The sequence below is a fragment of the Acinetobacter guerrae genome, from assembly GCF_009372255.1.
Classification (GTDB): domain Bacteria; phylum Pseudomonadota; class Gammaproteobacteria; order Pseudomonadales; family Moraxellaceae; genus Acinetobacter; species Acinetobacter guerrae.
Window position 1 is genome coordinate 1 of the sequence record NZ_LXGN01000058.1, and the last position, 26,754, is coordinate 26,754.

Consider the following 26,754-nt stretch of genomic DNA (forward strand, 5'->3'; position numbering starts at 1 on the left):
AATAAAGTTCAGGCTAGTGGGGAAACACTGGCCTGATTCATTTGTAGGGAAGCGTGGAGAAAAGGCAAAAGATTTATTCCTAATGAAGGGACTACTGCTTAACTTATTACAGAAGTTTTATTTTTAATGGATTTGGCTGTTATTTTAAAACTAGTATTCTATAATTAGGGTTTAAATTTTAATTGCAGAATTATAAGCTTAAATGTTTCTATAAATTTGATATTTATTAATTGATAGGAGGGGTTTTTTTAAGGTTGATTAAATTAAATATGTTAAGAATCTTGATTCAAATAATAACTGGAAATACAGCACATGATTATACAGTAGCTAATAAGTCTATAGATATGATTGAATGCTAAGCTAAGTTTTTAAATTAAGAATAAAACCAGAACAATTGATTATTTTGTGTCTAAAAATAAATGCCTCCGAAGATGCCGCTGCAATGTCTTTTCTATTGAAACATTAGAAAAATTCTTTACTTAAAAGCTTACCCTGCTACCAACGTATGATCCATCTCATTAATTTGTATTATTTGGCACTACATCTTTATGTGTAGCTTTGATGAAATGTCAACATCACCGATACTTATGGATTGACTGTACCACTTTATTTGTCTGTAAAAATCAGCGTATTCAGCGTCATAAATCATTTTATGGTTATACCAGTCAAGAATTAAAAAGTAAGTTATTAAAAGAACAATGTGTGGATTTAATAACCCATCATCGGAAGAACATGATCAGATGAATACCACTTAAGGCAACGCAATAGAAACATTATTCAGCCTATTGAAAGGACAATACAAGTTGGTGACGAGTAAGGCTATTAATATTTCAGATTTTTAAGAGGGATCCATACACCGTTGTGTGGATATACCAAATATGCTATCAGAATAAGCCAAATATTCGGCTTAAAAAATTAGAGGCTTAGACAGGATCGGGTTAATTGGTTTCAGATGATAAAAACTCATGGGTGGAATACTTTTACTCACTTTTTATTAAAATATATTTATGAGATTTTATGGGCTTTACAAGTATGTATTGTCAATACTATAGAGGTAAACACTGTACATTAGAAAAAGTCATGGTTTATTTGATACTGCCATATTCAAAAATAGAATTTCGTAGTAAATAGCTTGGTAAAAGAACTCGAATTGGAAAAGAGTGTCTACGGAAATGGGACAAATTAGGAGTGTCCATGAAGATTAAGCCATTACCACCAATGAATAGCTTGATTGTGTTTGAGGCAGCAGCACGCCACCTTAGTTTTACACAAGCAGCAAATGAATTAAATGTTACTCAAGGAGCGATAAGTCGCCAAATTCGACAATTGGAAGAGTACCTAGGTAAAGAATTATTTATTCGAGCAAATCGTAATATTTCTTTAACGCCCATGGGCTTGCAATATTACCAAACGATTTATAGTGCTTTACTAAATGTTGCACAAGCAACGGCTGAAATTAAGAAATGGCAAGGTGAACATCAAATAACAGTAGCAACTACTAATGCAATGGCTGCACTTTGGTTATTACCTAAAGTAGCAACTTTTCAGCAAAATAACGAAGGTGTGGATTTAAGAATATTAACGACAGAAAATATTTTAGATTTACAAAAAATGGACTTTGATTTGGCACTTTTTTATTGCCGAACATCTCCAGTAGGAATGAAAGTTACTACTTTATTTCCTGAAGAAGTATTTCCTGTTTGTAGTCCAAATTATCTTGCTCAATTTAAGGATGGCACCTCTCCAGAAGAAATATTTGGTAAAGCGTTGCTTTATCTAGATGATTCTCAAAAGGATTGGATTACATGGGCCGAATGGTTTGAAGCGGTAAACCATCCTATGGTGAAACCTAAAAATAGAGTCAATATTAATAACTATCCAATGTTGCTCCAAGCTGCAATTAATGGACAGGGAGTGGCATTAGCATGGGGGTCTTTAATTGATGATTATTTGGAGAATGGTTCTCTTGTTCGTCCAGTCGAAACTGTATTACGTACCGAGGCAAATTTTAGTATGTTGGAACCCGCGGATCGGGGAGTCATTCCATCAAGTGTGAAACATTTTCGCAGTTGGTTATTGGATCAATTACCAGGGCAAGTGGGGCAGAAAGGTTTAAATTAGGATTGTTAGTAATATAAAAACAGGGTTCAACTCGAGCCCTGTTTTTATATGTAGCACTAACTTTTTATAACTACTGGAGCTTTGATTTCTTTCATTGGTTTTTCAATCTTAGTTTTACATAAATCAGGCCGCACATGTTCCGGCATCATGACCCAAGCTTGCGGATCTTGACGAAGACTTTTCATTAAAGAAATACACATAATTGCAAGTAGTATCGATATTGGAAAACCAGCAATTACACACGCTGTTTTAATGGCAGATAGACCGCCAGCCAAAAGTAAGCCTCCACTAATAAGTGGAATAATCACTGCCCAAACCAGACGAATTCCTACTGATGGATTAGTGGAACCATTAGTATCTAGAAAACATAGGACCAAAGCACCTGAGTTTGCAATGGTTATGATATGGATAGATAACAATAAACATAGAAGTGCGCTTAAGAAAATTGTAATGGTATGATTCGCTGAAATATGATCAAAGAAAACAAACACAGCCCGAGCAGGATCTTCTTTAGTCGCTTCAGCGATTGTAACTTCATGAGGTTTAACTTTAGCTACTTGTACAACCCTAGCATTACTCACAACAACTTGATGAGTTGGTGTCTGATGGTTAGCTTTTTCAATTTTAAGAGCTGCACCACCAAACGCTGCAATCCAAATAAAGGTTAGTAAAGTAGGTGCAGCAAGTGAACCAAGAATGACTTCACGAATAGTGCGTCCGCGTGAAATGCGAGCAATAAACAAACCTACAAAAGGAGCCCAAGTCATCCACCATGGCCAGTAATAAGCAGTCCACCAACTTTGCCAACCTGAGTCTTTTTGAGCATCACTCCATAAACTCATACCTACAATATTTTGTAAGTAATCTCCAAGACCTTCAAAGAAAGTATTAAAAATATAACGAGTTGAACCAATCAAGATGACTGCAATGACAAGGACATAGGATAAGACCATGTTCCCTTCCGCAATAATTTTAAAGCCTTTACTAATCGCAGATAATAAAGATAAAGTTGCTAAAATACCAAGTACAAGAACCAAAAATAATTGAATTTTAACGTCAATATTGACACCAAATGTATGATTTAGACCAACATTGAGCTCAAGAATTCCCATACTAATTGCTTGAGAAACACCAAATGCTGTTAAAACGATGGTGATAATATCAACGAAATTACCTATAGAACCATAAATTTTGTCACCTATTAAAGGATGTAATACTGATCGGCATGCCAAAGGCAAGCCTTTACGGTAAGAAAAATATCCTAAAGCAACAGCAGATAAGCAAAATAGGCCCCAGGGGTGAAGTCCCCAATGAAAAAAAGTGAGTTGCATTGCCATTCGTGCTGATTCATCTGAAAGGCCTTGAGTAAAAGGATTACTTGTATAGTGCGTAATTGGTTCTGCAACCGACCAGAACATCAGTCCAATTCCCATACCACAAGAGAAAAGCATACAAATCCATGCAATATTACTATATTCAGGTTTTTCATCATCTTTTCCGAGTCTAATATGCCCATATCGACTCATGCATAAATAAATCAAAAAACCTAATAAGAAAGTGGCTAAAAATAGGAGATACCATTTTGCATTCTGCAATAAAACATCTGAGATAATTTGAAAGTATTCGCCAGCCTGTTTTTCTTTAAAAATACAAAACGCAATAAAAACAAAAAGTAACAACTTTGAAACAACCATCACTGTTGGGTTGAGACTTTTAAGGGTTCCTGATGTATTGCGCATAAATCCTCCTTGGATGTGTAGCAGTTAACTACCTGTTAACCTTTGTATGCGAATAGCGAAAGAGTAGTGAGGAGCATAAAGATTGCTCAACCGATTTATTCTCATCTATAGGTGAGTTTTAGTCATAGGTCCCTAATACATTTAAAAATTATCAAAGGAGAGTAAGTTTTAGGATGCATGATAAAAACTCATTAATACCCCTCTAAAAAGTCGTTTGTCTGTCGCCATTAGGTTTTACACAATCTGTAAAGAAATCGCAGAGAGTGCAAATCATCTTAACGCAGGGAGTTCTGCGTTAGTTTTAAATATATGGAGATCTTCAGATGAATATTCGAGTTAACCAACAATTAATTACTGTTCAGCAAGTCGATAATGTTTTAAACCCTATTACTGAATCAAATGGTATGCCAAATTTAGCATACACCAGTAGCGAATATTTTAATTTTGAACGTGACAATATTTTAAGTAAAACTTGGGCGTGTGTTGGTTTTGCTTCTGATTTACCTAAAAAGAACTATGTGAAGCCTGTTAATTTTATGGGTATGCCTTTGGCAATGATTCGCAACCGTGAAGGTGAAATCCAAGTTTTCCATAACGTCTGTAGTCATCGCGGTATGATTTTGGTCCAACAAGAAGGCACAATTGAAGGTGTAATTCGTTGCCAATACCATTCTTGGAGCTATGACTTAAACGGTAACTTAAAAGGCACTCCACATGTTGGCGGAATTAATCAACATAAAGATGAACGATTTAAATGTGAAAAACATGGCTTAAAGGCTCTGCGTTCAGCAATCTGGATGGATATGGTTTTCGTCAATATCTCTGGTGATGCAACGACGTTTGAAGAGCATATTGCACCATTGGTTGATCGTTGGAAACCTTTCTTGGGTGAAAATGGTTTAGAGCTTATTCGTAGTAGCAAAGTTGGTTCAACTTTTGAGTTGCCTGTAAAAAGTAACTGGAAGCTTACAGTTGAAAACTATTGCGAAGCTTATCACTTACCTTGGGTACATCCAGCGTTAAATACATATTCAAAACTTGAAGATCATTACAACATTATGTTTGAAGATCGCTTTGCTGGTCAGGGCAGTTATAAATATAACTTATCAGCTACGGCGGGTACGCATTTACCAAAATTCCCAAGCTGGCCAGAAGATCAACTTCGTCATGCTGAATATGTTGCAGTATTCCCGAACGTATTGTTAGGTATTCAAGCGGATCATGCATTTGCAATGATGATTGATCCAATCGCCCCAGAACAAACAATTGAAAAATTACGCTTGTATTACGTTGGTGATGAATCACTAGACGCTAAATATGATGCATGCCGTGAAGCAACTTTAGAATCATGGAAAGTTGTATTTGCTGAAGATGTATTTGCCGTTGAAACCATGCAAAAAGGTCGTCACTCACCTGGTTTTTGTGGAGGGGTTTTCTCACCAGAGATGGATTTACCAACTCACTTCTTCCAAAAATGGTTAGCAACCCAAGCTAAAACTGCATTGGAGGCATAATATGCAACATTACCTCAACTATGTTGATGGCCAATGGCGAGATGCTTCTCGCCAATTGGACGTTATCAACCCGGCAACCGATAAAGCTTTTGCAACAGTTGCACGTGCAAGTATTGAAGATGCAGATGCCGCGATGGCAGCAGCTAGACGTTGTGTGAATAGCGGCGCTTTGACTGATGTGCGTCCTGCAAAACGTACAGCTTGGATGTTAAAAGCCGCAAATGCAATTCGTGAAATTGCTGAAGAGGGTGCATTAATCCTATGCCGTGAAAATGGCAAAAATGTGGATACAGCTCGTGAAGAATTCGATGAAGCGGCTCGCTATTTTGAATACTACGCGGGTATGGCGGATAAAATTGAAGGAATCTCAGTACCTTTAGGTAAAGATTATGTAGATTTCACATCTTACATTCCAATGGGTGTATCGGTTCAAATCGTACCGTGGAACTTCCCGGTATCGATTTGTGCTCGCTCGCTCGCACCTGCTTTAGCAGCTGGCAATGCGGTTGTAATTAAGTCTCCGGAAGTTTCACCTTTAGGCATGGTTTTACTCATGAAAGCTATTGAGAAAGTTGGTTTTCCAAAGGGTGCAGTGAACTTACTTTGTGGTAAAGGTTCAGAAGTTGGTACTCATCTGGTTAAACACCAAGATACGAACCAAATTGTTTTCACAGGCTCGGTATCAACAGGCCAACGCATTTTGAAAGATGCGGCTGAACGTGCAACACCTTCAGTAATGGAATTGGGTGGTAAGTCAGCTGCAATTGCTTTTGCTGATGTGGATCTTGAGCAATTACTAAGTAGCGTTAAAGTCGGAATTTTCTATAACTCTGGACAAGTTTGCTCAGCAATGTCCCGCTTATTAGTGCATCGCAGCCGTTATGAAGAAGTTAAAGCAGCTGTTGTGAATCTTGCAGAGAGCCTAACTATAGGTATTGGCGAAAGTAATGCCGAACTTACTCCAGTTGTGTCTAAAGATCAGCAACAACAGATTCTTGCCATGATTGATAAGGCACGTGAAGAAGGTGCCAATGTTTTAACAGGTGGGAAAGCTGCAGATCTAGAAGGTTACTTCGTCCTGCCAACTATTATTGAAGCAAAAGATGGCATGTCGATTGCTCAAGAAGAAGTTTTTGGTCCTGTTATGGTGATCATGCCTTTTGATGACGAAGACCAAGCAGTTGTAATCGCAAATGGTACGGACTTTGGACTTGTTGCAGGTGTATTTGGTGAAAATCTGAATCAAACACTTCGAGTAGCTAACCGTCTTATCGCTGGTCAAGTCTTTATTAACGAATGGTTTGCCGGTGGTATCGAAACACCATTTGGTGGTGTGGGTTTATCTGGTTTTGGTCGCGAAAAAGGGCAGGAAGCCATCTACAGTTATGTTCAAACTCGCAATATCGGTATCCGTTTGAAACATAGCGTGTAATTTGTAAGAAATAAGGGAAATAGACAAGATGAGAAAGTGGTTATGTATTGTCTGTGGCTGGATCTATGATGAAGCTAAAGGCTGGCCTGATGACGGGATAGCACCTGGAACAAAATGGGAAGACATTTCAGATGACTGGATGTGTCCAGAGTGTCAGGTTGGTAAAGCCGACTTCGAAATGCTCGATATTACTGATGTTGAACTCGAGGAAGCTCTGATAGTAGCTGCAGCTCCAGTGATTGAACCTGTCGTTATTATTGGCAGTGGCCATGCGGGCTACCAAGTGGCTTCAACTTTACGTGCACAATCTCCAGACTTGTCTATCACCGTATTTACTGCTGATGACGGTGCTTTATATAGCAAACCAGCTTTATCGAATGCTTTAGCCTTAGGTAAAGACGGAGACAGTTTAGTTCGTGAGTCTGCTCTAAGTTGGGAACAACGTTTAAATATCCGCGTTTATCCACATACGAAAGTAACTCATATTGACCGAGCCAATAAAAAGCTTCAAACCACTATTGGTGATTATCCTTACGGCAGACTTGTACTTGCTACTGGGGCAACACCAGTTGCAATTCCAGTTGATGGTGATTCGACGGCAATACTAAGCGTAAATGATCTAGCGGATTACCGATGTTTCCGTCAGCAATTATCAAATAAACAGCATGTCACAATTCTTGGTGATGGTCTGATCGGCTGTGAATTTGCAAATGATTTAGCTGCACATGATATTAACGTTACAGTTGTTGGTCTTGGCAAATGGGCAATGGAACGTCTTATTCCAGAACCTTTAGGTCATGTTCTACAAAATGCTTTAAGCCAGTTAGGCGTAGCGTGGAAATTACAAAATAGTATCCGTTCTATTCAATCTGAAAACGGTCGTTACCAGTTAACACTCCACGATGGTCAATCAGTTGAAACTGACTTGGTATTAAGTGCCGTGGGGCTGAGACCAAATATTGCACTTGCTCAAAAGGCTGGTCTAGAAACAGCACGCGGTATTTGTACTGGACTTGATCACTGTAGTAGCGATCCCGCAATTTTTGCTTTAGGTGATTGTGCAGAAGTGAATGGCCAGTGGGCACCTTATATCAATCCAATCACGCAAGCATTACCAGCTTTGGTGAATAACCTTTTAGGTCAGTCAACTGCTGCGGATTTGAAATCAACACCAGTTTTAGTAAAAACACCAATTTTGCCGCTTTCTGTCTTGCCAGCAATGGGAACAGGTAAGTGGAACGTAGAACAACATGACGGCGAGCTTGCTGCAGGTTTCTACAATGAACAAGGCAAATTAACAGGCTTTGCCTTACTTGGTCATCAATTACAGCACCACCGTAGCGAGTGGCTTGAGAAACTAAATTCATGTCCATCCACAGTTTAAGTTAAGGGAATAACAAAATGATTGCTTTACCAAATGATGATAGTACCTGTGGTTGGTATGCGTCATTGCCTCCAGCAGGGTCTCCTAAAAAGTTAATAGGTTCACAAAAAGCTGACTATGCCATCATAGGAGCAGGCTTTGCAGGATTAGCAGCAGCTCGAAGATTGGCTGAACTCAAACCAGATGCCCGTATTATTTTAGTGGATGCACAGCGTATAGCTGAAGGCGCTTCAGGACGTAATTCAGGGTTTGTAATTGATTTACCGCATAAATTTGCTTTATCACATCCAGACCCTTCGCATAAGCAAAAGTTATTGAGTTTGAACCGATCGGCCATTGCTCAATTACAAGGTTTGGTAGAGCGCCATAACATTGAGTGTCAATGGTCTGCGGTTGGTAAATATCAAGGTGCTGTAGGTGAACGCGGTGAAGCGCATCTCAATCATTTTGAGCACCTAATGAAAGATTTAGGTGAACCATATCGTTGGGTCGAAAAAGCAGAACTTAAAAAAGTATTGGGTACAGATTTTTATAGCCGCGCGATTTTTACTCCTGGTTCTTATTTGATGCAACCAGCAGCTTTAGTACGCGGTATGGGTGACAATTTACCAGACAGCGTTGAGTTATTAGAGCAATCTCCAATTCGTAGTTTGCAAAAAAATAGTAATCAATGGTTTTTACAAGGTGATGAGGGGTCAATCACAACACCTAAAGTCCTACTTGCAACGAGTATTTTTACGCGTGAATTTGGTTACTTGAAGAACCGTTTATTACCAGTCATGACCTTTGCGAGCTGGACACGTCCATTAACTGATCAGGAAATTAATGTTTATCGTGGTGAGTTAGATTGGGGACTTACTCCAGCCGATCATGCGGGAACAACCTTAAGAATGACCGCTGATCGCCGCATTTTAATCCGTAATACTTATAAGCACGTGCCTAAATATGGTGCAAACATAAACGATGATAATCGTCGCTGGATACAAGAAGATCATCGCAAAGCATTTTTAGATCGTTATCCAGATTTGGCGAATGTTCCTTTTACCCATACATGGGGTGGTGTTTATGCGATTTCTCGTAACTTCACTAACTTCTTTGGTGAATTAGAAGACGGCGTTTATGCGAGTGCTTGTGATAATGGTGTAGGAGCAGCATGGGGCACAATTTCTGGAACGCTATTGGCTGACCTCGTTGTTGGTTCTGATTCCCAAGCTTTAAAAGATATTCAGTATGTAACTGGTATGCCCAGCTTAAATCCACCAGAACCGTTCTTGGGTTTAGGTGTTAAAACACGTATCAGATTTGAAAAATGGCGCAGTCGTAGTGAATTGTAAGCAGGATAAATAGATGAAAGAAGTAAAGTTAGTTGATAGCGCTCAACTTATTTTTAATTTACGTGGTGAAACACCAGATGGTACTGCTTATGTAGCAAGAGCACTAGGCGCTGATGTTTCCCCAAACATGGGTATTGGTTTTGCGCGTTGGGAAGGTGCAGAAGTGAGTTGGCAATTACTTTATGACGAAGTCATTTTTGTAATTGAAGGCTGTTTTGAGCTCACTGCTAACGGTCACAAATATGAAGTTCATCCAGGACAAATGTTGTGGATTCCTGAAGGAACCGAACTCATTTATGGTGGACATGCGATATTTGGTTATGTCGTACATCCGGGTAATTGGAAAGAATTGCACGGAATTGCATAACAGAAACGATCCATATTGTTCAGGAAAAGAATGATGTGGGTCGTTTTATTCTTATGAGAACCTAGCTCTGAATTAGGGCTAACGTGAATTAACAAAAATTTTAAATTTCAGGAGCTCCTCCTGAACAAGAAAAAATTGTCTAAAAAATAAGCAGATAACAGGAGAGGTTTTCTGTAAATCTTCATATAAACAAGGAATTGTAAATGAGCAAAGTCTATTTAGTACTTGGATTTGGGTTAATTTCAATTGGAATGGCATTTCCTACTTTTGCCGGAATAACTTTTGGAGATCCTAAAAGTGATGATATGGGTGCTTTAACAATATCAGGTGCTTTACGTGGGAATTATCAAGATAAAGATTATGGGGAATCTGCATCAGACCAGAAAATAAAATTTGATGCAGCTATTTTAAGACTAGGTTACGAGTCATCCGACTGGTTTGGAAAAGTCGAATATCGCTGTTATCAATACGATAAATTCTGTGATTTCTCTACTCTAGTTTACGGCTATGCGGGCTATCGTTTAAATGCAACTGATCATATTACTGTGGGTGTGCAACCCATTCCTTTTGGACCAGGTCGTTTTTGGGATAGCAGCTTTTATGCTGGTATTAACAACACTATGGGTTTGCAGGATGCCTCCAATTTAGGAGCAAACTATCACTTTGAATTACCGTCTGCTACTAAAGTGGATTTGGCTTATTTTGCAACTGATGGTGGTAATTACCACGGAACAAGCAAAGATTCAGCTCGTTATACGGCTAATATTGTCACCTCATCTGATCCACTTAAAACCAACCTAAATGAAAAAAATATGTGGATGGCACGTGTAGATCAGGATCTTAAGTTTTTAAGTACAGATGATCTCAAGGTGTCAGTAGGTGGAAGTTATTGGTATTCAGACATTGAGAATAAAAAAACTTCTGCTGATGGCACGAGAACTACATGGGCTCTATTTAACCGCATTAACTATAAAAATCTGAACGTTGTGCTAACTGGAGGACAACAGTCGATCAGTAATAAAGATGCATTGAGTCTAGCTAGCTCAACTTTCGGCTCTTTTGATGGCGAATACGACATTGCGAACAAGGGCTATTTCTATACGGTTGATACAAGTTATGTTTTTAAAAATGTTAAAGATTCGCTTAATGTTACGCCGTATATTGTTTTTAGTGGTTTTAACAAGAAAGAAAATGGATTTGATGATTCACAGCGCAATATTGTTGGTGTGGCGTGGGACTACAAAAATATTTCTTTATATACCGAATATGTGATGAGTAAAAACGATCCGTTTGTGGGTGGAAATGTAAATTCGCTTGCAGCAGGTGATGATGGGAAATGGAACAAACTTTTAAATCTAATGTTGATTTATAGCTTTTAAGAGTTTCTACAGCTTTTTCATTTATCAATATCTTCAGGAAGTTTAAAAACTTCCTGAAGTCGTTTAGGTATAATAAATATGTCATCACCATTTATAGTACATTTATATTATTTTTCTCACTGCTTAAGCCATTTCTCATGAGTATCTATATGATCGTTCTAATTCGTCATACGGATACTAGGGTATTTAATAAGGCTTTGATTCAAGGTGGTCTTATTGCTTATGTAGGTTTTCTCTTATTTGCATGGGGTGGAGAAGCAATTTTTAATCAGTATTTAAATGGAAGGGCTGAACTATTTCTGATTTTTGGTGGTTTGATTTTTCTAGTGATAAGATATCTATATGTATTTCAAAGACCTGATACCATTGGTGGAATGCGAAGTACGCCTGAATATTTGGCTGGGACTGTCGTTATACCATTTATCATTGGATCAGGAACAATTATGCAATTATTGTAGTTACGGGCATGAGTATGTCTATTGTAGAGTCTGCTATTGTTTGTGACTTGTAGTGTTTTGATAGCGATGAAATTTTCTCATGATCACTTACGCTATAGCCATACCAAATATATTGATTGCTATTTTATATTGTAGGGTGGTTAGCTGTTTTATTAATTGGAACAATCGCAGTCGATATGATTGTGAATGGTGTTACATGTTTGATTGATAAAGTTTGATAAAAGTAAAAAGTCACATCCAAAATAGTGTGGCTGTGACTAAAAAGTTAAGAAGCTAATTTCGCATTGTTATTTTGAATATGGTTTTTTCGTATTGAGAACCAGCAGATTAAAGACCCTAAAGTAACTGTTAACGCACCGTACCAAAAATTGATGGTTAAATCGGAGTTTAATACAAAAGCTGAAAACACTGATGAGAAAATTGGAGAAAAATAAGAAAACATAATCAAAACGGGCATATTGCCTTTGATAATACCAATATTCCATGCTAGATAACCCATCGAGAAAAAAACAGCATTGATAAAGATAAACAGGTAGCTATTAATTCCTCGAACATGTGGTAAGTGGAGGCCTTGGGTAGAGATAGTAAGGATCCATAAAGCTGTAGCTGTTAAGATAAAATAAAGTGAAACAGCATTAGTTCCATTACTTTGTTTTTTAGTGTAGATACAATAGACCGCCCAAAGAATAGAGGCTAAAAAAATGAGTAGGTAACTAATCGGATTTTTAAAAAAGTTATCAATAAAGTTTAGATTTGAATGATAGTTAACTATAACTATACCTGTAAAGCTTACGATCACTCCTAATATTGTCATTAAGTTTACTTTTTCTTCTTTTAATACTGCTAACATAATAATAATTAGAGTTGGCCACATATTAAAAATAATATTCATCTCAATCGATTTTTCTGATGAATTTGCTAGAGTGATTGAAAAAGCAAAGCACAACTCAAAAATAACAAAAAGTAAGCTAGATAAAATAAGAAACTTCTTTGAAACCCTTTTTAAATCGGGCAGGCCATATGTTAAGAACAAAATAATAGCACTGATGGTGTATACATAAGTCACTGTATAAATAGGACCAAAATTTTCTGTAGAAAGCCTGAGTAAGCCAACTAAAGTGGACCAAAGTAACAAAGCTGAAACACCGATTAAGGTTGAGATTTGGCGGCTCATACGATAGACCCGATTAAAAAATTAATCATAATTTTTAAATGAGTACTTTAATAGTTGGTTGAGCACGATAAATAATCATGAGTTAATGACTTTTTATTATCCCTAGATTATCAAATGAAGTGCAACAGAGATTAGATTATTGGAAAGAAGCAAGATGAGCTAGCATTCTGCTTCCGACCGACCAAAGTCAAAGTTGCATCATGAACTATATTCATCTCAACCTAGAAGAAAGATATCAGATTTATACATTGTTACGTGAAGGTTTTTATAAGCGTCATATTGCTTGGAGACTGAATCGTTCACCATCAACGATTTCTAGGGAAATCCATCGTAATCGAGCCAAGAACGGTTATTTCGTTAAACATGCGAATAAGATAGCCTAAAGACGTCAATGTCCCAACCTTAAAAGAATTCCCTATGAAATATGGGTAAAAATTATTTCTTATCTCCATCTTCAATGGAGCCCTGAACAAATCGCTTCTCATGTTCCAGTCAGTTTGCATTCAATTTATCGTTTTATACAGCTAGATAAAAACAAAGGGGGGCGCGCTCTTTCACAACCTGCGATTCAGAAATAAAAGATCAGCTAAAGACGATCACGGTAGATAATGGTAAGGAGTTCAGCCTGCATGAGTATGCTGCTCAAGCATGAGGAACAGACTGGTATTTCGCTGATCCTTACAGTGCTTGGCAAAGAGGCACGAATGAAAATACAAACGGCTTAATCAGGCAATATATTAAAAAAACAGTGATTTAAATGTCTATACGGATGAATATATTTCAGAAATCACTCAGCGCTTGAATCAAAGACCAAGAAAAAGACTCCGATTTAAAAGTCCGAGTCAGGTATTATGCCAACAACATGCTGTTGCACTTCAAATGCTAATCTAAGAAGTATATAAACTTCAGAAACTGTTGGCATTAATTGGGAGAGTTCTTGATTAGACAAATAATCAATACGGATCTACTTCTTCTGTTGAACTGGATCTACACCTTCATCCATTAAAATAAGTAAATGCTTTGCTTCAGCTCTGGCTTGCTCAAGTGTATAAACGCCGTGCTTTCCTATCACTTTACGCTTTGATTTGCCATTTGGCATCTTCTTTTCTGCAAAATAGCTTTTTGTCTTACCGATGCACAAACCAAATCCTATTGTCGCAGTATCTCGATAGAAAACTTATTTATTCTGACAAAGTGGGATTGAATCTATTGCTGATTTTGTAAATTTAATATGATTGGCCATTTTAGTTATAGCAGTGATAAGCAATTTCTAACGATACAACACAATAATTATGAAGTCTATTAATGGTCTATTTTTGAAGAAAATAATGGTGGTTTTGAGATGAGATCTTTATCTAAATTATTGTTATATAAAAATAAATGCCTCCGAAGATGCCGCTGCAATGTCTTTACCCTTGAACCCTTAAGTTCAAGGTGGAAGCGACGCGTACTTGCTGGGTTTCCTGCACAGGGCAGGCATACGCTCTAAATACGCAGAGCGCTATCCTAAAAAGATAGTATCGGCTCAGGGGAATCAGACGCGCTGGCGAACATCCCAGAGACAGCTTAAGTATAACCTATCTTTGCTTAATGACAATCGGTTAAGCCAGTCGTTATGTAAACTTAGTTTTCAAATGGTGAAGCTTTACGCGATACCACTACATTGTTTATACGATTTGTTCGACATCGTTTAAGATTGTGTCAAGTAGACGCTCACAATGTGCATATTCTTGAAGTGATTTATTCATACTGAGTACATCTTGCATGAGTTGTAATGCCACCATAATCACCAGTTTGTTATGCTCAACTCGTGGTGCATTACGGCGCATTTCATTAAATTTGTCATTCAACATTTGACCTGCGCGTTCTAGCTCTTCTTTTTCAGAGGCGGTTGTGGCAAGCCGAAATGTTTGTTCAATCAGTCGTAACTCAACCATTACCTGTTCACTCATGATTGAATCTCCTCTTGATTTTCTACACTAGGATCTGCCAGTTGCTGAATTTCCTGCGCATTTTGATCCTGCTCAGTGCCTAAAATAGCTAAACGCTGAATAATCGCTTCAACTTTGGATTTAGCAAGTTCATTTTTCTGAAGTAAACGATCACGATCTTGCTGAATGTCGTGTAATTCTTGCTGCGAATGGCGTTGTTGCAGTTGCAATTTTTCTTTGGTTACACGTAAATCGTTACGTTCTGCCAAAATTTCCTGAAAACGATTTTTAAGATCGGTGCAACTTTTTTCCAGACGGCTATAGCGATCGGCTAGGGCAGTTGCATCAGTATTCAATTGCTGAAATTGATTTTGCAATTGTGAAAGTTGCTCAGTCAGACTCTCTACTTCTTCCTGTTTGGACGTGATAATCCCATTTTTTTGCACAATTTGAGCATGATGATGCTCTTCATCCTGTTGTTTTTTTTGAGTCAGTGACTCATTTTCACTTTCAAGGTGATGTAAACGCGTTTTTAAAACGCCAATATGCGTCTGTAGACGCTGTAATTGTTCTAACATAACGTAGTCGCACAGAATTGCAATCAAAGGTAATATATACGCAGTATAGAGATTGGATAAGCGAATGCAAGACGATATTTCAGGTTGGAATGAATGGTTCACAAATTTTAACGGAATTGAAGAGATTTCAAGCCCAAGTGAGCTACATGGCTTGCTTACTGGCATTATTTGTGTCACTGATGCACCAAGCCGTGATGAATGGTTACAAATTTTGACTACGTTGAATGTTCCTCATTTAACAGATGAAGCACTTGCGCTACTGACCGATGAAGCAGAAGATGTTGCACATGCCTTAGCGGAAGATGAGTTGGATTATTTACCAATGCTCCCCGATGATGAGCATTCTTTGCAAGAACGTGTTCAGGCGTTGGCAGACTGGAGCGCGGGTGTGGTACTTGGTTTTGGGTTGGCATCAGGACATATCCGTAGCGATGAAATGGAATTGATCGAACATTTACAGGATGTCGCAGCAGTTGAATTTGAAGAGTCAGACGATGATGAAGAAGGCGAAAATAGCTACGAAGAATTGTACGAATTTGTTCGTCTGATTCCTGTGAGTCTTTCGATTGGACGTAAAAAAATTCCTGTTGAAGAAAGTTCACTGTTAAAAAATTTTCATGCCAAGAGTCAAAATGATCCTGCACGAAAAGATAACCAAAGCGTAGTTGAAATGTTTACACCACATCGTCCAAGCTAATTGGACGATGTAATCGTTTAAATTTTATTTACCACTTGATAATTAAAGATTTATAGCCTCATGAAATTGACTCAAGCAGATTTTGAACTTCGTCGAGACCGCCTCGCAGTACATATGGGGCCAAACAGTATTGCCATTATCGAGACCAGTCCTGTTGCGTATCGTAACCGTGATGCAGACTATAAATTTCGTGCCGATAGCAGTTTTTTTTATCTGACAGGCTTTGCTGAACCTGAAGCAGTCGCAGTGATTGAAACTTTCGATACGGTTGATGATTACACGTATAGTTTGTTTTGCCGTGAACGAAACCGTGAAATGGAAATCTGGAATGGTTATCGGGCGGGTATTGATGGTGCGATTGAAGACTATGATGCAGATGAAGCTTATGCCATTGATCTGCTAGATGAAGAAATCGCGGAAAAACTGCTCAATAAAGAGCGTCTTTATTATCGTATAGGACATCGTGCTGAGTTTGATGCACGTGTTAGTCAATGGATTAAACAAGCAGATGCTCAGCAGCGTCGTGGCAATGGTGCGCCATCGCAAATTCTGCAATTAGATCGTATTGTCGATGAAATGCGTTTGATGAAGTCCAAGCAAGAAATCGAACTCATGCAAATTGCATCGGATATTAGTGCCGCTGCACATACGCGTGCCATGCAAAAAGTTCATCCTGAAATGATGGAATATACACTTGAAGCAGAATTGAATTATATCTTTGGTCAGCACGGTTGTGTGCCATCGTATAACAGTATTGTGGGGGGCGGGTCGAATGGCTGCATTTTGCATTATGTCGAAAATGACAAAGCACTCAAAGATGGCGATTTAGTTCTGATCGATGCTGCTTGTGAATATCAATGCTATGCATCTGACATCACGCGAACTTTCCCCGTAAATGGTAAATTCAGCCCTGAACAAAAAGCACTTTATGAAGTTGTGTTAAAGGCACAATATGCTGCAATTGATGCTGTTCGCGTAGGTAATTCTTATCGTGAACCGCATGAAGTGGCTGTGCGTATTCTCACTCAGGGTTTACTGGATTTAGGTTTACTTAAAGGTGAACTAGATGAGTTGATTGGGAGTGAGGCTTTCCGTCAATTTTATATGCATGGCACAGGGCATTGGTTGGGCATGGATGTGCATGACGTTGGTAATTACAAAAAGGGAAATAATTGGCGACCTTATGAAGAAGGTATGGTGGTCACGGTTGAGCCAGGATTGTATATCGCGCCTGATGATGAAACAGTAGATGAAAAATGGCGTGGTATTGGTATTCGAATTGAAGATGATGTTGTTGCCACAGCTCAAGGGCCGCTAGTTTTAACAGGGGCAGTTGTCAAAGAAATTCAAGATATTGAACAACTCATGGCGCAAGCCAAACTATAACGATAAACGTATTGAGGAGTTTTGCCATGCAAAAAGTCATTATTGTCGGTGGGGGAATGGTGGGTTTAAGTCTGGCATTGATGCTAGCCAAACAAAATATCGCTGTTCAACTGTTGGAAGCAATTCGTTATCCGAATTATGAAGATGATCAGCTTGCACCGTATCATTCCAGTTTTGATGCTCGAAATACGGCATTATCACGTCGTAGTGTTATGATTTATCAGCAACTCGGCCTATGGGATGCATTACAGCAACATGCGACGCCCATTCTTCAAGTCCACATTACAGAGCAAGGAAGTTTCGGTAAAGCCCGTTTAGTGGCAGAGCAGGAAAAAGTCGAAAGCTTTGGTCAGGTGATTGAAAATGCATGGCTAGGTCGAGTGTTGTTGACTCAAGTTCGTCAGCAATCTCTTATTGAGCTTATAGATGGCGTAGAAGTTACTTCACTTGAACAAGATCAGCAGCAAGTCACGATTCATGCTCAACGTGATCAGGAGACTTTAGAACTCCAAACCCAATTATTGATTGCTGCCGATGGTCGTGATTCTTTCTGTCGTCAGGCGATTGGTGTTGGCGTTGATGTTCATGATTATGATCAGGTTGCGATTGTCACCGCTGTACAAACTTCAAAACCGCATAACCAAGTTGGATTTGAGCGTTTTAGTGCGCTTGGGCCTTTAGCTTTGCTGCCTTTGCCTGGGGAGTATCGTCGTTCTGTGGTTTGGCCTGTCAAAAAAGGGACAGAAGCTGAATGGTTAGGCGAAGAAAACGATCAACATTTTTTGAATGCCTTACAACAAACCTATGGGGATCGGGCTGGAAAATTTGAAAAAACAGGCAAACGATTTAGCTATCCACTGTCACAGGTGTTGGCGCATAAACAAGCAGTCGGTCGAGTTGTATTAATGGGTAATGCTGCACACACGATTCATCCTGTTGCGGGGCAAGGTTTTAATCTGTGCCTGCGTGATGCAGATGTATTAGTACGTTTTATTACTCAGCATTTAACTCAATCTGATGATATTGGTCAGCCTGAAAATTTATTGGCTTATGAACAATCTCGTTTAAAAGACCAACAGCGTGTCATTAAATTCTGTGATTCAGTTGTTCGTGGTTTTAGTAATCAAAATCCTGTCCTAAAATTACTGCGTAATACAGGATTGGTTGCATTTGATGTAATTCCTGGAATTAAACCACTGGTTGCCAACTATGCCATGGGATTAAAAGCATGAGTGATGTTCTTGATGTCGTGATCGTGGGCGGTGGTCTAGTGGGTGGACTGACTGCTTTATTATTAGCTCAAGGCGGCGTACAAGCAACTGTGCTGGATGCTGCGCCTGTGCTTGACCCTGAACAAGTCAAAAATATTTTAAATCCGCGTGTGTTGGCACTCAGTCAAGCAACGATTCATTTATTAAAAACAGTTGAAGTTTGGGATGATCTCCCTAGACATATGCCTTATACAGGAATGCATGTCTGGAATAAAAATGGCTATGGTGAAATTGAGTTTGGTCATGAGTCAGCAGCTTTACCTACGCCAGATCAGGCCTTAGGTTCAATGGTTGAGCCAAGTTTACTGAATCTTGTGATCCAACAGAAAATGTTACAACAGATTCAGGACTACCGTACGCAAGTAAAAGTCGTTCGTGTTGAACAGCAAGTAGAAGGTTGGTCGGTTGAACTGGCGGATGGGGAAATTTTAAAAACGAAGCTGCTTATTGGCGCTGATGGTGCAAACTCTTTTGTGCGTGATCAGGCTTATATCGGTTTAGATGTACTGGACTATCATCAAGCGGCGATAAGCTGTGCCATTAAAACTACAAAACCACACCAATACGTGGCGCGACAAATCTTTTTACCAACAGGGCCTTTAGCTTATTTACCAATGGCAAGTCTGGATGAGCATGAAAATGGCTATTGGCAGTCGATTGTCTGGACACTGCCAGACGATTATGCAGAAGAATATTCAGATTTAAGCGATGCTGAATTTATGCAACTGCTAACCCGTGAAAGTCAGCATATGTTAGGTGAAGTCATAGATGTTCGATCTCGTGCCCAATTTCCACTTAAAGCCCGTTCAGCACAACATTATGTGAAAGCAGGTTTGGCATTAATTGGGGATGCCGCACATGTAATTCATCCTTTGGCGGGACAGGGGGTAAACATTGGCTGTCTGGATGCTGCGGTGTTATGTGATGTATTGTTGCATGACCTTAAACGTGGTGCATGGGCGCATGAGCAAACTTTACGTCGTTTTGAGCATGAGCGTAAGGGACAAAATGCAGCCATGATGCACAGCATGTCCACAATTGGCTGGCTAGAAAGTACAGAACTGACCCCCGTTATTTTTGCCCGAAATTTTGGTTTGCGTCAGGTCAATCAGTCCAATTTATTTAAAGATGCATTTATGCAGCAGGCGAGTGGTTTGCACAGTTTGAAGAATACAAAGTATTCAATTTAAAGGGCACTAGATATTTTTTAAACAATCATTTATATATTATTACCAATATGGTTAAAAAAAATACGAATTTGGAGCAAAAGCCTCTTTGCGAATGCTCAAGAGATTGCTACATTTCTTCGTAATTTATGATGAGTTTCATAAAACATTTACTGATCATGATGGGGAGCAGAAAATGACAGATACAAATGATTATGATGAAGCAGAAGATTCAGTCGTTGATGAAGATGAAGCGAAAGCAGCCGAACGTGGTGCCAGTGACAGCGAAGAAAGTGGTAACTTAAGTGACGCTGATCTTGCAGAAGCCGAAACGCTTACGGTCACTGCAAAGCAAAAGCAACGTCAGGCACTTGAAGATGAAATCGCAGCCTTTTTAGCAAAAGGTGGAACGATTACTGAAGTGCCTGCTGATGAAGAAGCAAGACACTAACAAAAAGCATCACTTCGGTGATGTTTTTTTTTCTTCTAGGCATTATTTTGGGTGAGTTCTAAGGCACGTTGATACGCCACTTTCTTTTTTATTCCTGTTAAATCGGCGGCTAGTTGAGAAGCGGCTTTGACGGACAAATCCTGTAATAAACGATTAAGTAACTGATCCATTTTTTCTTGATCAAGATCTTTTTCTTCAGGATTGCCTCCGACGACCAAAACAATTTCACCCTTTTGTTGATGATGATCCTGTTCAATAAATGTCACTAAATCTTTTAATGTCATTTTTTTAATCGTTTCAAAGGTCTTGGTAATTTCACGAGCGAAACCAACTGGGCGATCTTCACCAAAGATTGCGACCATATCTTTGACACAGTCTAATATTCGATGCGGTGCTTCATAAAAAATTAGAGTTTGAGTTTCATCTTTGAGTTTTTCAAGCTGGTTGATACGCTGTGAAGATTTCGAAGATAAAAAGCCTTCAAAACTAAAACGGTCACTTGGCAGTCCGACTGCACTTAATGCAGCAATGGCAGCACAAGCACCGGGTACAGGTGTCACACGAATCCCATGCTCCTGAGCAGCCCGCACAAGTTTAAAGCCAGGATCGCTAATTAAGGGCGTACCTGCATCACTAATTAACGCAACATTTTGGCCTGATTTTAGAGTTTCAATCAGTTGAGCAATTTTGTTACTTTCGTTGTGATCATGACATGCAGTGAGCGGTGTTGATATATTATAATGCTTAAATAACTGCGCAGATTGACGCGTATCTTCTGCCGCTACAATAGAAACTGATTTAAGAATATCAATTGCCCTAAAGGTCATGTCATCCAAGTGCCCAATTGGGGTTGCTACAACAAATAACTGAGCACTCATAAGGTTTACTCCATGTTGAATAATAAAAAAAGATTGCTGCTGGTATGTTTTGCAGCTTTTATATCTCAAGCGCAAGCTGAAGTGCTGGTCATTCTACCCGAATCTGGCCCTATGGCGCGAGCTGCAAGCAATATTAAGTCTGGTTTTATGAGCGCTTATGCGTTGTCAGAAGATCAGGTTCCCCTTAAATTTATCAATTCTGACAAAAAAAGCATCAAAACGATTTTGGCTAAGAACCTCAATAAAAAAACACAATTGATTGTGGGGCCACTTGCAAAAAATGAAGTTGAACAAATTGTGGCATTAAATCCAAACGTTCGTGTCTTGGCATTGAATGAAGTTGAGCAGCAGGCGCCAAACGTGATTCAATTTAGTCTAGCTAAACAGGATGATGCATATGCACTCAAGCAGATTTTACTCAAGGACAAGGTTTCACAACTTTTAGTATTACGTCAAACAGGTCATGAACAAGAGAGCGACTTGTATCTAATGTCGGTTATGTCTCAGCTTGGACAGTCAGCACAAATGGTGCAGGATGTACCTAAAAAGTTAAAAAAAGGACAGGGCTTACTATTGCTTGGCGATGATGCATGGGTAAATCAATTATCAAATTTACCCAAAAACAATGTGTATGCACAACCGACGACTATTGAAGAAAATCAGCCCATTCCAGACGGTTTAAAGTTTTGTGATATTCCAGCGTTATATGAACATAAATGGAATGATGTTGCTCATGCTTATTTGCAGCAGCCTGTGAGTATGCCTTATCAGCGTTTAATTGCTTTCGGAGCAGATGCATGGATGTTAAGCGAGCTTTATTTAAAAACACCCAAAATTCAGAATTTTACATTAGAGGGACGTACGGGTGATCTCGATGTGAATTCGCAACGTGTGACACGAATTCCCCATTGTTATCAAAAGCAAAAAAAAACCATCTTACCACTTTAGTAATAAATCAATTTATGACAATGAATCATCATCATGCCTTAGGTCAATGGGCAGAACAGCAGGCATTACGTGTTTTACAGCAACAGGGTTTTCAACTGGTCAAGCAAAATTTTCATTCTCGCTTTGGAGAGTTGGACTTGATTGTTGAACGTGGAAATGAGCTAATTTTTGTTGAAGTCAAAGCACGTTCAATGGGTTCCTATGGTCAAGCCAGTGAAATGATACGTCCTAGTCAGCAACGTAAAATTATTCGTACTGCTGAATACTTTTTGATATGTCATCCAGCTTATGAACAGTTTTATTGTCGTTTTGATGTAATTTGTTTTGATTTTCCACAGAAAATTGCAAAAACAGTACAGCAAGATTTTTCTAAACTTCGATATGATCAGCAATGGATTGAAAATGCATTTACTTTGTAACTAGAGTTCATTACTCTTGAGTTGGATGCATACATGATTCAAAACAGTTTTCAGGGAGCTTTGCTGAGTGTTTAAACGTATTGCAATAACGGTGTTGTGTGTGGCGAGTTTATCTGGGTGTGCCAGTTTTATTTCTGGTGGAACTGGTTCGGCTCCAGTGGGAACAGAAACTGGTGCGCGTAGTTTAGGTCAGGTTTTTATTGATTCTTCGATTAAACGTACAGCAAGTATCAATTTATATAAACTTGACCCACGGTTTAAGCAGTCTCGTGTCAATATTGAAAGTTTTCATAGTAATGTCCTCCTTACAGGACAGGTTCCTGATCAGCATCTGCGCCAATTAGCTGAAGACAATGTCAAATCAATGAGTGATGTCAAAACGGTACATAATTATATTACCGTTGGTCCACAAGTCAGTTATTCAACTATCATGCAAGACTCGGCGGTAACTGCCAATACACGTGGTTTATTGGTACGTGCGCCTGTGGTTTCCGATACAAAAGTGCTTGTTCATACTGAAGATGGCGTACTTTATGTAATGGGACGTCTAAATACTGCTGAAATGAATGACTTGAATGATGTATTACAAAAAGTAGGTAACGTCACAAAAATTGTGACGCTGATTGATAATATTGACCAGCCCATTGCAGGGACAACTGCCAGTTCAATTGTAACAAGCCCTATGGTGGGTAATACAACAGCGCAACCTGATGTGCAGACACCAGTTGCTATTGACCCCGATCAGGGCGAGCCAGTTAATGCTCAATAGCCCTAATGAGATGCTTAAACAGTTACAAAAGCGTTTTGAGCAAGTCAAACAGCACTGTCATGAGTTTCGTTTGTATGATTTTGGCAGCTATGCGCTTAATTTTATCACGCCTAAAGCCGCGTATATTGGCAAAAAAAATGTGGCTTATGGTTTAAGATCAAGACAGCGTCTGGATTTGTATAAGGCAAAAAAACCTTTAAAAGGCCAACCCGTAATTGTCTTTGTTCATGGCGGTGCTTGGCAGCATGGCGATAAAAAAGATTATCTGTTTATTGGCGAATCATTTGCTCGTGAAGGATACGATGTTGCTGTCATTAATTATCATCTTGCGCCAGAATATATTTTCCCAAGTTATATCGATGATTTGGCGCTAGCCTTAAATTTTTTGGATCAGCATCAGAAGAAACTCAAAATTTCAACTCAAAATGTGATTTTGATGGGACATTCTGCCGGTGCATTTAATGTCATGTCAGTGGTGTATCATCCGCATCCTCATTTAGTCCATTGTCGGGATAATATTAAGGCAATTATTGGTATTGCAGGCCCTTATCATTTTGATTATAAGGGGGATCCTCTAGCTCAAGATGCATTTAATCAGGAAATTCCATATCAACAAGTGATGCCTTACTATTTTGTGGATTCCAATCCGATTCGGCATTATTTATTGCTAGCAGAAAATGATCAAATTGTTGAAGCAAAAAACAGTATCGATTTTGATCATATTTTGAGGCAGCATGGCAATCATAGCCATATTGCGATTATTCCGAAAACAGGACATATCTCAATTATTGGTACGTTATCCAGCTTATTTAGTCGATATTTTAAGACCAAACGCACTATTTTGAGTTTTCTAAAAGAGAGTCTGGAAACCTAAAATACAGCTTCCAGATTTATCTTGTTTCGAACAGCGCTATTAGATTTTCATCAAGCTGGATGATGCATGACTTGCATAATCATGGCATGTGCAATACTTCCTTTAAAGGGAATTTCAGGCAGTTGATCAAATTTAAAAAATTTCGCATCGCTAATTTCTTCTTCCTGAAGCTGTATTTCTCCTGAGTCATATTCAGCTTGAAATGCGATCATGAGATTACTTGGGAAAGGCCATGGCTGGCTTGACATGTAACGAATATTTTTAAGTTTTAAACCAACTTCTTCAAGTGTTTCACGTTGTACCGCTTCTTCAAGTGTTTCACCGACCTCAACAAAACCCGCAATCAGTCCATACATATTACTTTTGTTGTTTGCATTTTTAGCCAGTAAAACTTCATCTTGACCCTTGGTAATAATGGTAATTACACAAGGTTGAACACGAGGATATTGGTGATAACGACAAGCGGGGCAGACCATCGCATATTCAAGAGGATGAATCTGAGTTTCGTGGCCACAATGACTACAGAATTTGTGATTACGTCGCCATTCCAAAAGTTGTACTGCACGGCTTGCTTTTTGAAATTCATCGACAGACCATAAGGTAATGAGCTGTCGAATCGGTACAAGTTGCAAGCCTTCAGGAATTGCCTCACTATCAAGTAAGTCTCTGGCAATCACCTGATCGCCTGCTTTAAACTTTAAATCACTTGCCAGTGTTTCAACTTTTGGAAGTTGGAAATTTTCATCGACAAGAAGTTGTTGATTATGAAAAATATAGGCAAGTGAGAGTTGTGACATTAGGCCGCCGCTGTTTGTAATTTCTGACTATTTTCCAATGCTACATCAAACATAGACTGTAAAACAGGTTGTTTATTTTTTAAATTGTCAATCAGCATATCTAGGCTTGCCAATACATTTAAAATCAGGCGAATTTGTTCAGTATTGAGCGTTTGTTGCTGGTCATTGCAGTTATGTACAAATTGCGCTGTTTGTAATAAAGCCAGTTGTTGCTCTTTGCTGCCTAAAAATAGAGCCGCACCAGCCAGTTCTTTTAAGTGAACGGATAATGCTTCAAGCGCTTGTGCCTCAGGCTGCTGTTCGCATTGTAAAAGCATTTGAATTACCATTTCTATCAGGGCTTTACTTTCACTAAGTAACGCCTGATGCGCATCATCCAGACGATCCAGTGAAATATTTGTATTATTGACGCGAAGTTGCAAACGGCTAGAAAGATAATGACGCTCTAAAATTCCGATAGAATTCATTGCTGCCAGTATGCTTTTCATCAACTGTTGAGCATAATTTTCATCATTTAAAATAGTGGGTTGGTTTAACGCCTCTGCTTGACGATAAAGCTCCTGATACGCCTCGTTTAAATTGAGCACTTTAAATACGTTGGCTAAATTTTTTAAGCTTGCTTGTAATTCCTGAATTTTTTCTGTCGACATATTTTGATAGTTATATTCAATGTCGTTACGGATTTGTGTCATGGCATCCGTAATCAGTTCACTCGCGGTGTGGATCGTGTTGTAGTCTGGGCCATACAAATGACGACTTAAAACTTCAAGCTGAGTATCTGAAAGCTGTTCATCACCAATATTGAGTTGCTGACGAATATGCTCAGAAATCTCATCTTCCTGACTCATGCAAAGGCTGAGTATATCTGCTAAATCTGCACTGGATGCTGTGAAGTTCTCAGGCTGTTGCAAGAACTGTCCCATACTGGTTTCTAACTGAATAAATATGCGTAAACGTGCATTATTTAAAATCAAGTGATCAATATGACCTAGTGCAATGTTTACCAATTGCCAGTATTGTTGGCTTGGCGTATTTTGCGCTAGTGATGCTAAATAAGCTCCAACGAGTTTGATCGCCTGAAAATCTAATGGTTTTGCACTATGTTGAAGAAGCTTATGCAAACAGAGTTTGTAGAGTTGATGGATATAGGCAGATTTTTCTAATTCTGGGGTTGCTGTCAAATTAAAATTAGGTTGAAAACAATCTAGCAAAGGTAAAATTTGTTCGCCTTCGCGTGTTTGTGGTTTCCCTAATGCGAGTTCAAGTCGATTCAATGTATCTATTAGAAATTGTGAAACTTTTACTTCACGCAAGCAAATAAATTCGATATAGCGTTTTAACATAGTAGTGCCTTCACTTAAAGCAACTACATCCTGTGTCTGAATATTTTGTGGTTCAGACATGATTTTACGCATCAATGAAGCTGAATAATCTGTAATGAGTGCCAAGCGTGGCATATCAATCATGGCTAAAATGCGCGCACATTGTTCAAATTGATTCAGCGCATCATCTATGCCAAAAGGCAGGGCTTGTTCTTCTGCCAATGTACTCACTGCGTTTTCAACGAGTTTTATTGAATTATCAATTTCATTTTTTATTATTAATAATGCAGTTGGGTCGAAGTGAATAGAGCTTTGATAAGACATGTAAGCTGCACCTTTCCTATGTTATTGGTGTCAAATTGCCT

General features: G+C 38.8%; 24 protein-coding genes, 1 other RNA gene and 4 pseudogenes. 20 read left to right on the top strand and 9 right to left on the bottom strand.

What is annotated here, in order from left to right; all coding sequences use genetic code 11:
- Positions 1-466 precede the first annotated feature (466 nt).
- Both A7A69_RS16910 and A7A69_RS15320 read left to right on the top strand, forming a co-directional pair.
- Positions 467-927 (top strand): annotated as a pseudogene (locus A7A69_RS16910) (transposase family protein); the annotation flags it as partial.
- A 267-nt stretch (positions 928-1,194) separates the two neighbouring features.
- Entirely contained in the window at positions 1,195-2,121 is a 927-nt protein-coding gene (locus A7A69_RS15320; RefSeq protein WP_120370298.1) for a LysR substrate-binding domain-containing protein, read from the top strand.
- A 56-nt stretch (positions 2,122-2,177) separates the two neighbouring features.
- Here A7A69_RS15320 and A7A69_RS15325 read toward each other — a convergent pair whose 3' ends face one another.
- Positions 2,178-3,860 carry a BCCT family transporter gene (locus A7A69_RS15325; protein WP_152878525.1) on the bottom strand — a complete coding sequence of 561 codons (1,683 nt, stop codon included), beginning with the start codon at positions 3,858-3,860 and terminating at the stop codon, positions 2,178-2,180.
- Positions 3,861-4,183: 323 nt separating this feature from the next.
- Here A7A69_RS15325 and A7A69_RS15330 point away from each other — a divergent pair, with 323 nt between their 5' ends.
- The 8 genes and pseudogenes from A7A69_RS15330 (at position 4,184) to A7A69_RS15360 (ending at position 11,946) form a co-directional block, all read left to right on the top strand.
- On the top strand, positions 4,184-5,374 hold the full coding sequence (locus A7A69_RS15330; RefSeq protein WP_152878527.1) for an aromatic ring-hydroxylating oxygenase subunit alpha: 1,191 nt from the start codon (positions 4,184-4,186) through the stop codon (positions 5,372-5,374).
- Between the two features lies 1 nt (position 5,375).
- The gene (locus A7A69_RS15335; protein WP_152878528.1) at positions 5,376-6,806 is read left to right on the top strand and encodes an aldehyde dehydrogenase family protein; all 1,431 of its coding nucleotides are present in this window, start codon (positions 5,376-5,378) and stop codon (positions 6,804-6,806) included.
- A 28-nt stretch (positions 6,807-6,834) separates the two neighbouring features.
- A pseudogene (locus A7A69_RS16915) lies at positions 6,835-6,996 on the top strand (rubredoxin); the annotation flags it as partial.
- Positions 6,985-8,190, top strand: a complete 1,206-nt coding sequence (locus A7A69_RS15340; RefSeq protein WP_241675279.1) for an NAD(P)/FAD-dependent oxidoreductase — start codon at positions 6,985-6,987, stop codon at positions 8,188-8,190. The pseudogene A7A69_RS16915 and the gene A7A69_RS15340, both read left to right, overlap by 12 nt.
- 17 nt (positions 8,191-8,207) lie before the next feature.
- Entirely contained in the window at positions 8,208-9,524 is a 1,317-nt protein-coding gene (locus tag A7A69_RS15345) for an NAD(P)/FAD-dependent oxidoreductase (protein ID WP_152878530.1), read from the top strand.
- Positions 9,525-9,537: 13 nt separating this feature from the next.
- Positions 9,538-9,891 carry a cupin domain-containing protein gene (locus tag A7A69_RS15350; protein ID WP_152878531.1) on the top strand — a complete coding sequence of 118 codons (354 nt, stop codon included), beginning with the start codon at positions 9,538-9,540 and terminating at the stop codon, positions 9,889-9,891.
- Positions 9,892-10,094: 203 nt separating this feature from the next.
- Positions 10,095-11,270 carry a hypothetical protein gene (locus A7A69_RS15355; protein ID WP_152878532.1) on the top strand — a complete coding sequence of 392 codons (1,176 nt, stop codon included), beginning with the start codon at positions 10,095-10,097 and terminating at the stop codon, positions 11,268-11,270.
- Between the two features lie 137 nt (positions 11,271-11,407).
- A pseudogene (locus A7A69_RS15360) lies at positions 11,408-11,946 on the top strand (MarC family protein).
- 47 nt (positions 11,947-11,993) lie between these two features.
- Here A7A69_RS15360 and yddG read toward each other — a convergent pair.
- Positions 11,994-12,902, bottom strand: coding sequence for an aromatic amino acid DMT transporter YddG (gene yddG, locus A7A69_RS15365; protein ID WP_152878533.1), 909 nt, complete (start codon positions 12,900-12,902; stop codon positions 11,994-11,996).
- Positions 12,903-13,102: 200 nt separating this feature from the next.
- On the opposite strand from yddG, the gene A7A69_RS16920 reads away from it, so the two are divergent.
- Positions 13,103-13,285: a helix-turn-helix domain-containing protein gene (locus A7A69_RS16920; protein WP_120370289.1), complete on the top strand. Its 183-nt coding sequence runs from the start codon at positions 13,103-13,105 to the stop codon at positions 13,283-13,285.
- 500 nt (positions 13,286-13,785) lie between these two features.
- On the opposite strand, the pseudogene A7A69_RS15375 reads toward A7A69_RS16920, so the two are convergent.
- The 4 genes and pseudogenes from A7A69_RS15375 to A7A69_RS15390 all read right to left on the bottom strand — a co-directional run.
- Positions 13,786-14,145 (bottom strand): annotated as a pseudogene (locus A7A69_RS15375) (Arm DNA-binding domain-containing protein); the annotation flags it as partial.
- Positions 14,146-14,281: 136 nt separating this feature from the next.
- A non-coding RNA gene (ssrS, locus tag A7A69_RS15380) (6S RNA) lies at positions 14,282-14,467 on the bottom strand.
- Positions 14,468-14,569: 102 nt separating this feature from the next.
- Positions 14,570-14,854 carry a cell division protein ZapA gene (locus tag A7A69_RS15385; RefSeq protein WP_120370243.1) on the bottom strand — a complete coding sequence of 95 codons (285 nt, stop codon included), beginning with the start codon at positions 14,852-14,854 and terminating at the stop codon, positions 14,570-14,572.
- Positions 14,851-15,411, bottom strand: coding sequence for a hypothetical protein (locus A7A69_RS15390; protein ID WP_120370242.1), 561 nt, complete (start codon positions 15,409-15,411; stop codon positions 14,851-14,853). The genes A7A69_RS15385 and A7A69_RS15390 overlap by 4 nt, the downstream gene beginning before the upstream one ends.
- A 64-nt stretch (positions 15,412-15,475) precedes the next feature.
- Here A7A69_RS15390 and A7A69_RS15395 point away from each other — a divergent pair, with 64 nt between their 5' ends.
- From A7A69_RS15395 to A7A69_RS15415, 5 genes are all read left to right on the top strand, one after another.
- Complete coding sequence (locus tag A7A69_RS15395; protein ID WP_120370241.1) at positions 15,476-16,108, top strand: UPF0149 family protein; 633 nt, start codon at positions 15,476-15,478, stop codon at positions 16,106-16,108.
- A gap of 60 nt (positions 16,109-16,168) precedes the next feature.
- On the top strand, positions 16,169-17,494 hold the full coding sequence (gene pepP, locus A7A69_RS15400) for a Xaa-Pro aminopeptidase (protein ID WP_152878534.1): 1,326 nt from the start codon (positions 16,169-16,171) through the stop codon (positions 17,492-17,494).
- Positions 17,495-17,520: 26 nt separating this feature from the next.
- Entirely contained in the window at positions 17,521-18,726 is a 1,206-nt protein-coding gene (gene ubiH / locus A7A69_RS15405) for a 2-octaprenyl-6-methoxyphenyl hydroxylase (RefSeq protein WP_151981116.1), read from the top strand.
- On the top strand, positions 18,723-19,955 hold the full coding sequence (locus A7A69_RS15410) for an FAD-dependent monooxygenase (protein ID WP_152878535.1): 1,233 nt from the start codon (positions 18,723-18,725) through the stop codon (positions 19,953-19,955). Before ubiH ends, A7A69_RS15410 begins: the two co-directional genes overlap by 4 nt.
- A gap of 172 nt (positions 19,956-20,127) precedes the next feature.
- Positions 20,128-20,382, top strand: coding sequence for a hypothetical protein (locus A7A69_RS15415; RefSeq protein WP_120370303.1), 255 nt, complete (start codon positions 20,128-20,130; stop codon positions 20,380-20,382).
- Positions 20,383-20,417: 35 nt separating this feature from the next.
- On the opposite strand, the gene rsmI is transcribed toward A7A69_RS15415, so the two are convergent.
- A complete protein-coding gene (gene rsmI, locus A7A69_RS15420; protein ID WP_152878536.1) occupies positions 20,418-21,260 on the bottom strand; it encodes a 16S rRNA (cytidine(1402)-2'-O)-methyltransferase in 843 nt (280 codons plus the stop codon).
- A gap of 12 nt (positions 21,261-21,272) precedes the next feature.
- Between rsmI and A7A69_RS15425 the strand changes: the two genes are divergently transcribed.
- From A7A69_RS15425 to A7A69_RS15440, 4 genes are all read left to right on the top strand, one after another.
- Entirely contained in the window at positions 21,273-22,208 is a 936-nt protein-coding gene (locus tag A7A69_RS15425; protein WP_152878537.1) for a penicillin-binding protein activator, read from the top strand.
- Between the two features lie 14 nt (positions 22,209-22,222).
- Positions 22,223-22,627 carry a YraN family protein gene (locus A7A69_RS15430; protein ID WP_152878538.1) on the top strand — a complete coding sequence of 135 codons (405 nt, stop codon included), beginning with the start codon at positions 22,223-22,225 and terminating at the stop codon, positions 22,625-22,627.
- A gap of 67 nt (positions 22,628-22,694) precedes the next feature.
- A complete protein-coding gene (locus A7A69_RS15435) occupies positions 22,695-23,396 on the top strand; it encodes a BON domain-containing protein (RefSeq protein WP_187349245.1) in 702 nt (233 codons plus the stop codon).
- A complete protein-coding gene (locus tag A7A69_RS15440; RefSeq protein WP_152878539.1) occupies positions 23,386-24,270 on the top strand; it encodes an alpha/beta hydrolase in 885 nt (294 codons plus the stop codon). Before A7A69_RS15435 ends, A7A69_RS15440 begins: the two co-directional genes overlap by 11 nt.
- Positions 24,271-24,320: 50 nt before the next feature.
- On the opposite strand, the gene nudC is transcribed toward A7A69_RS15440, so the two are convergent.
- Positions 24,321-25,067, bottom strand: coding sequence for an NAD(+) diphosphatase (gene nudC / locus A7A69_RS15445; RefSeq protein WP_152878540.1), 747 nt, complete (start codon positions 25,065-25,067; stop codon positions 24,321-24,323).
- Complete coding sequence (locus A7A69_RS15450; RefSeq protein WP_152878541.1) at positions 25,067-26,713, bottom strand: chemotaxis protein; 1,647 nt, start codon at positions 26,711-26,713, stop codon at positions 25,067-25,069. The genes nudC and A7A69_RS15450 overlap by 1 nt, the downstream gene beginning before the upstream one ends.
- Positions 26,714-26,754: the final 41 nt, after the last annotated feature.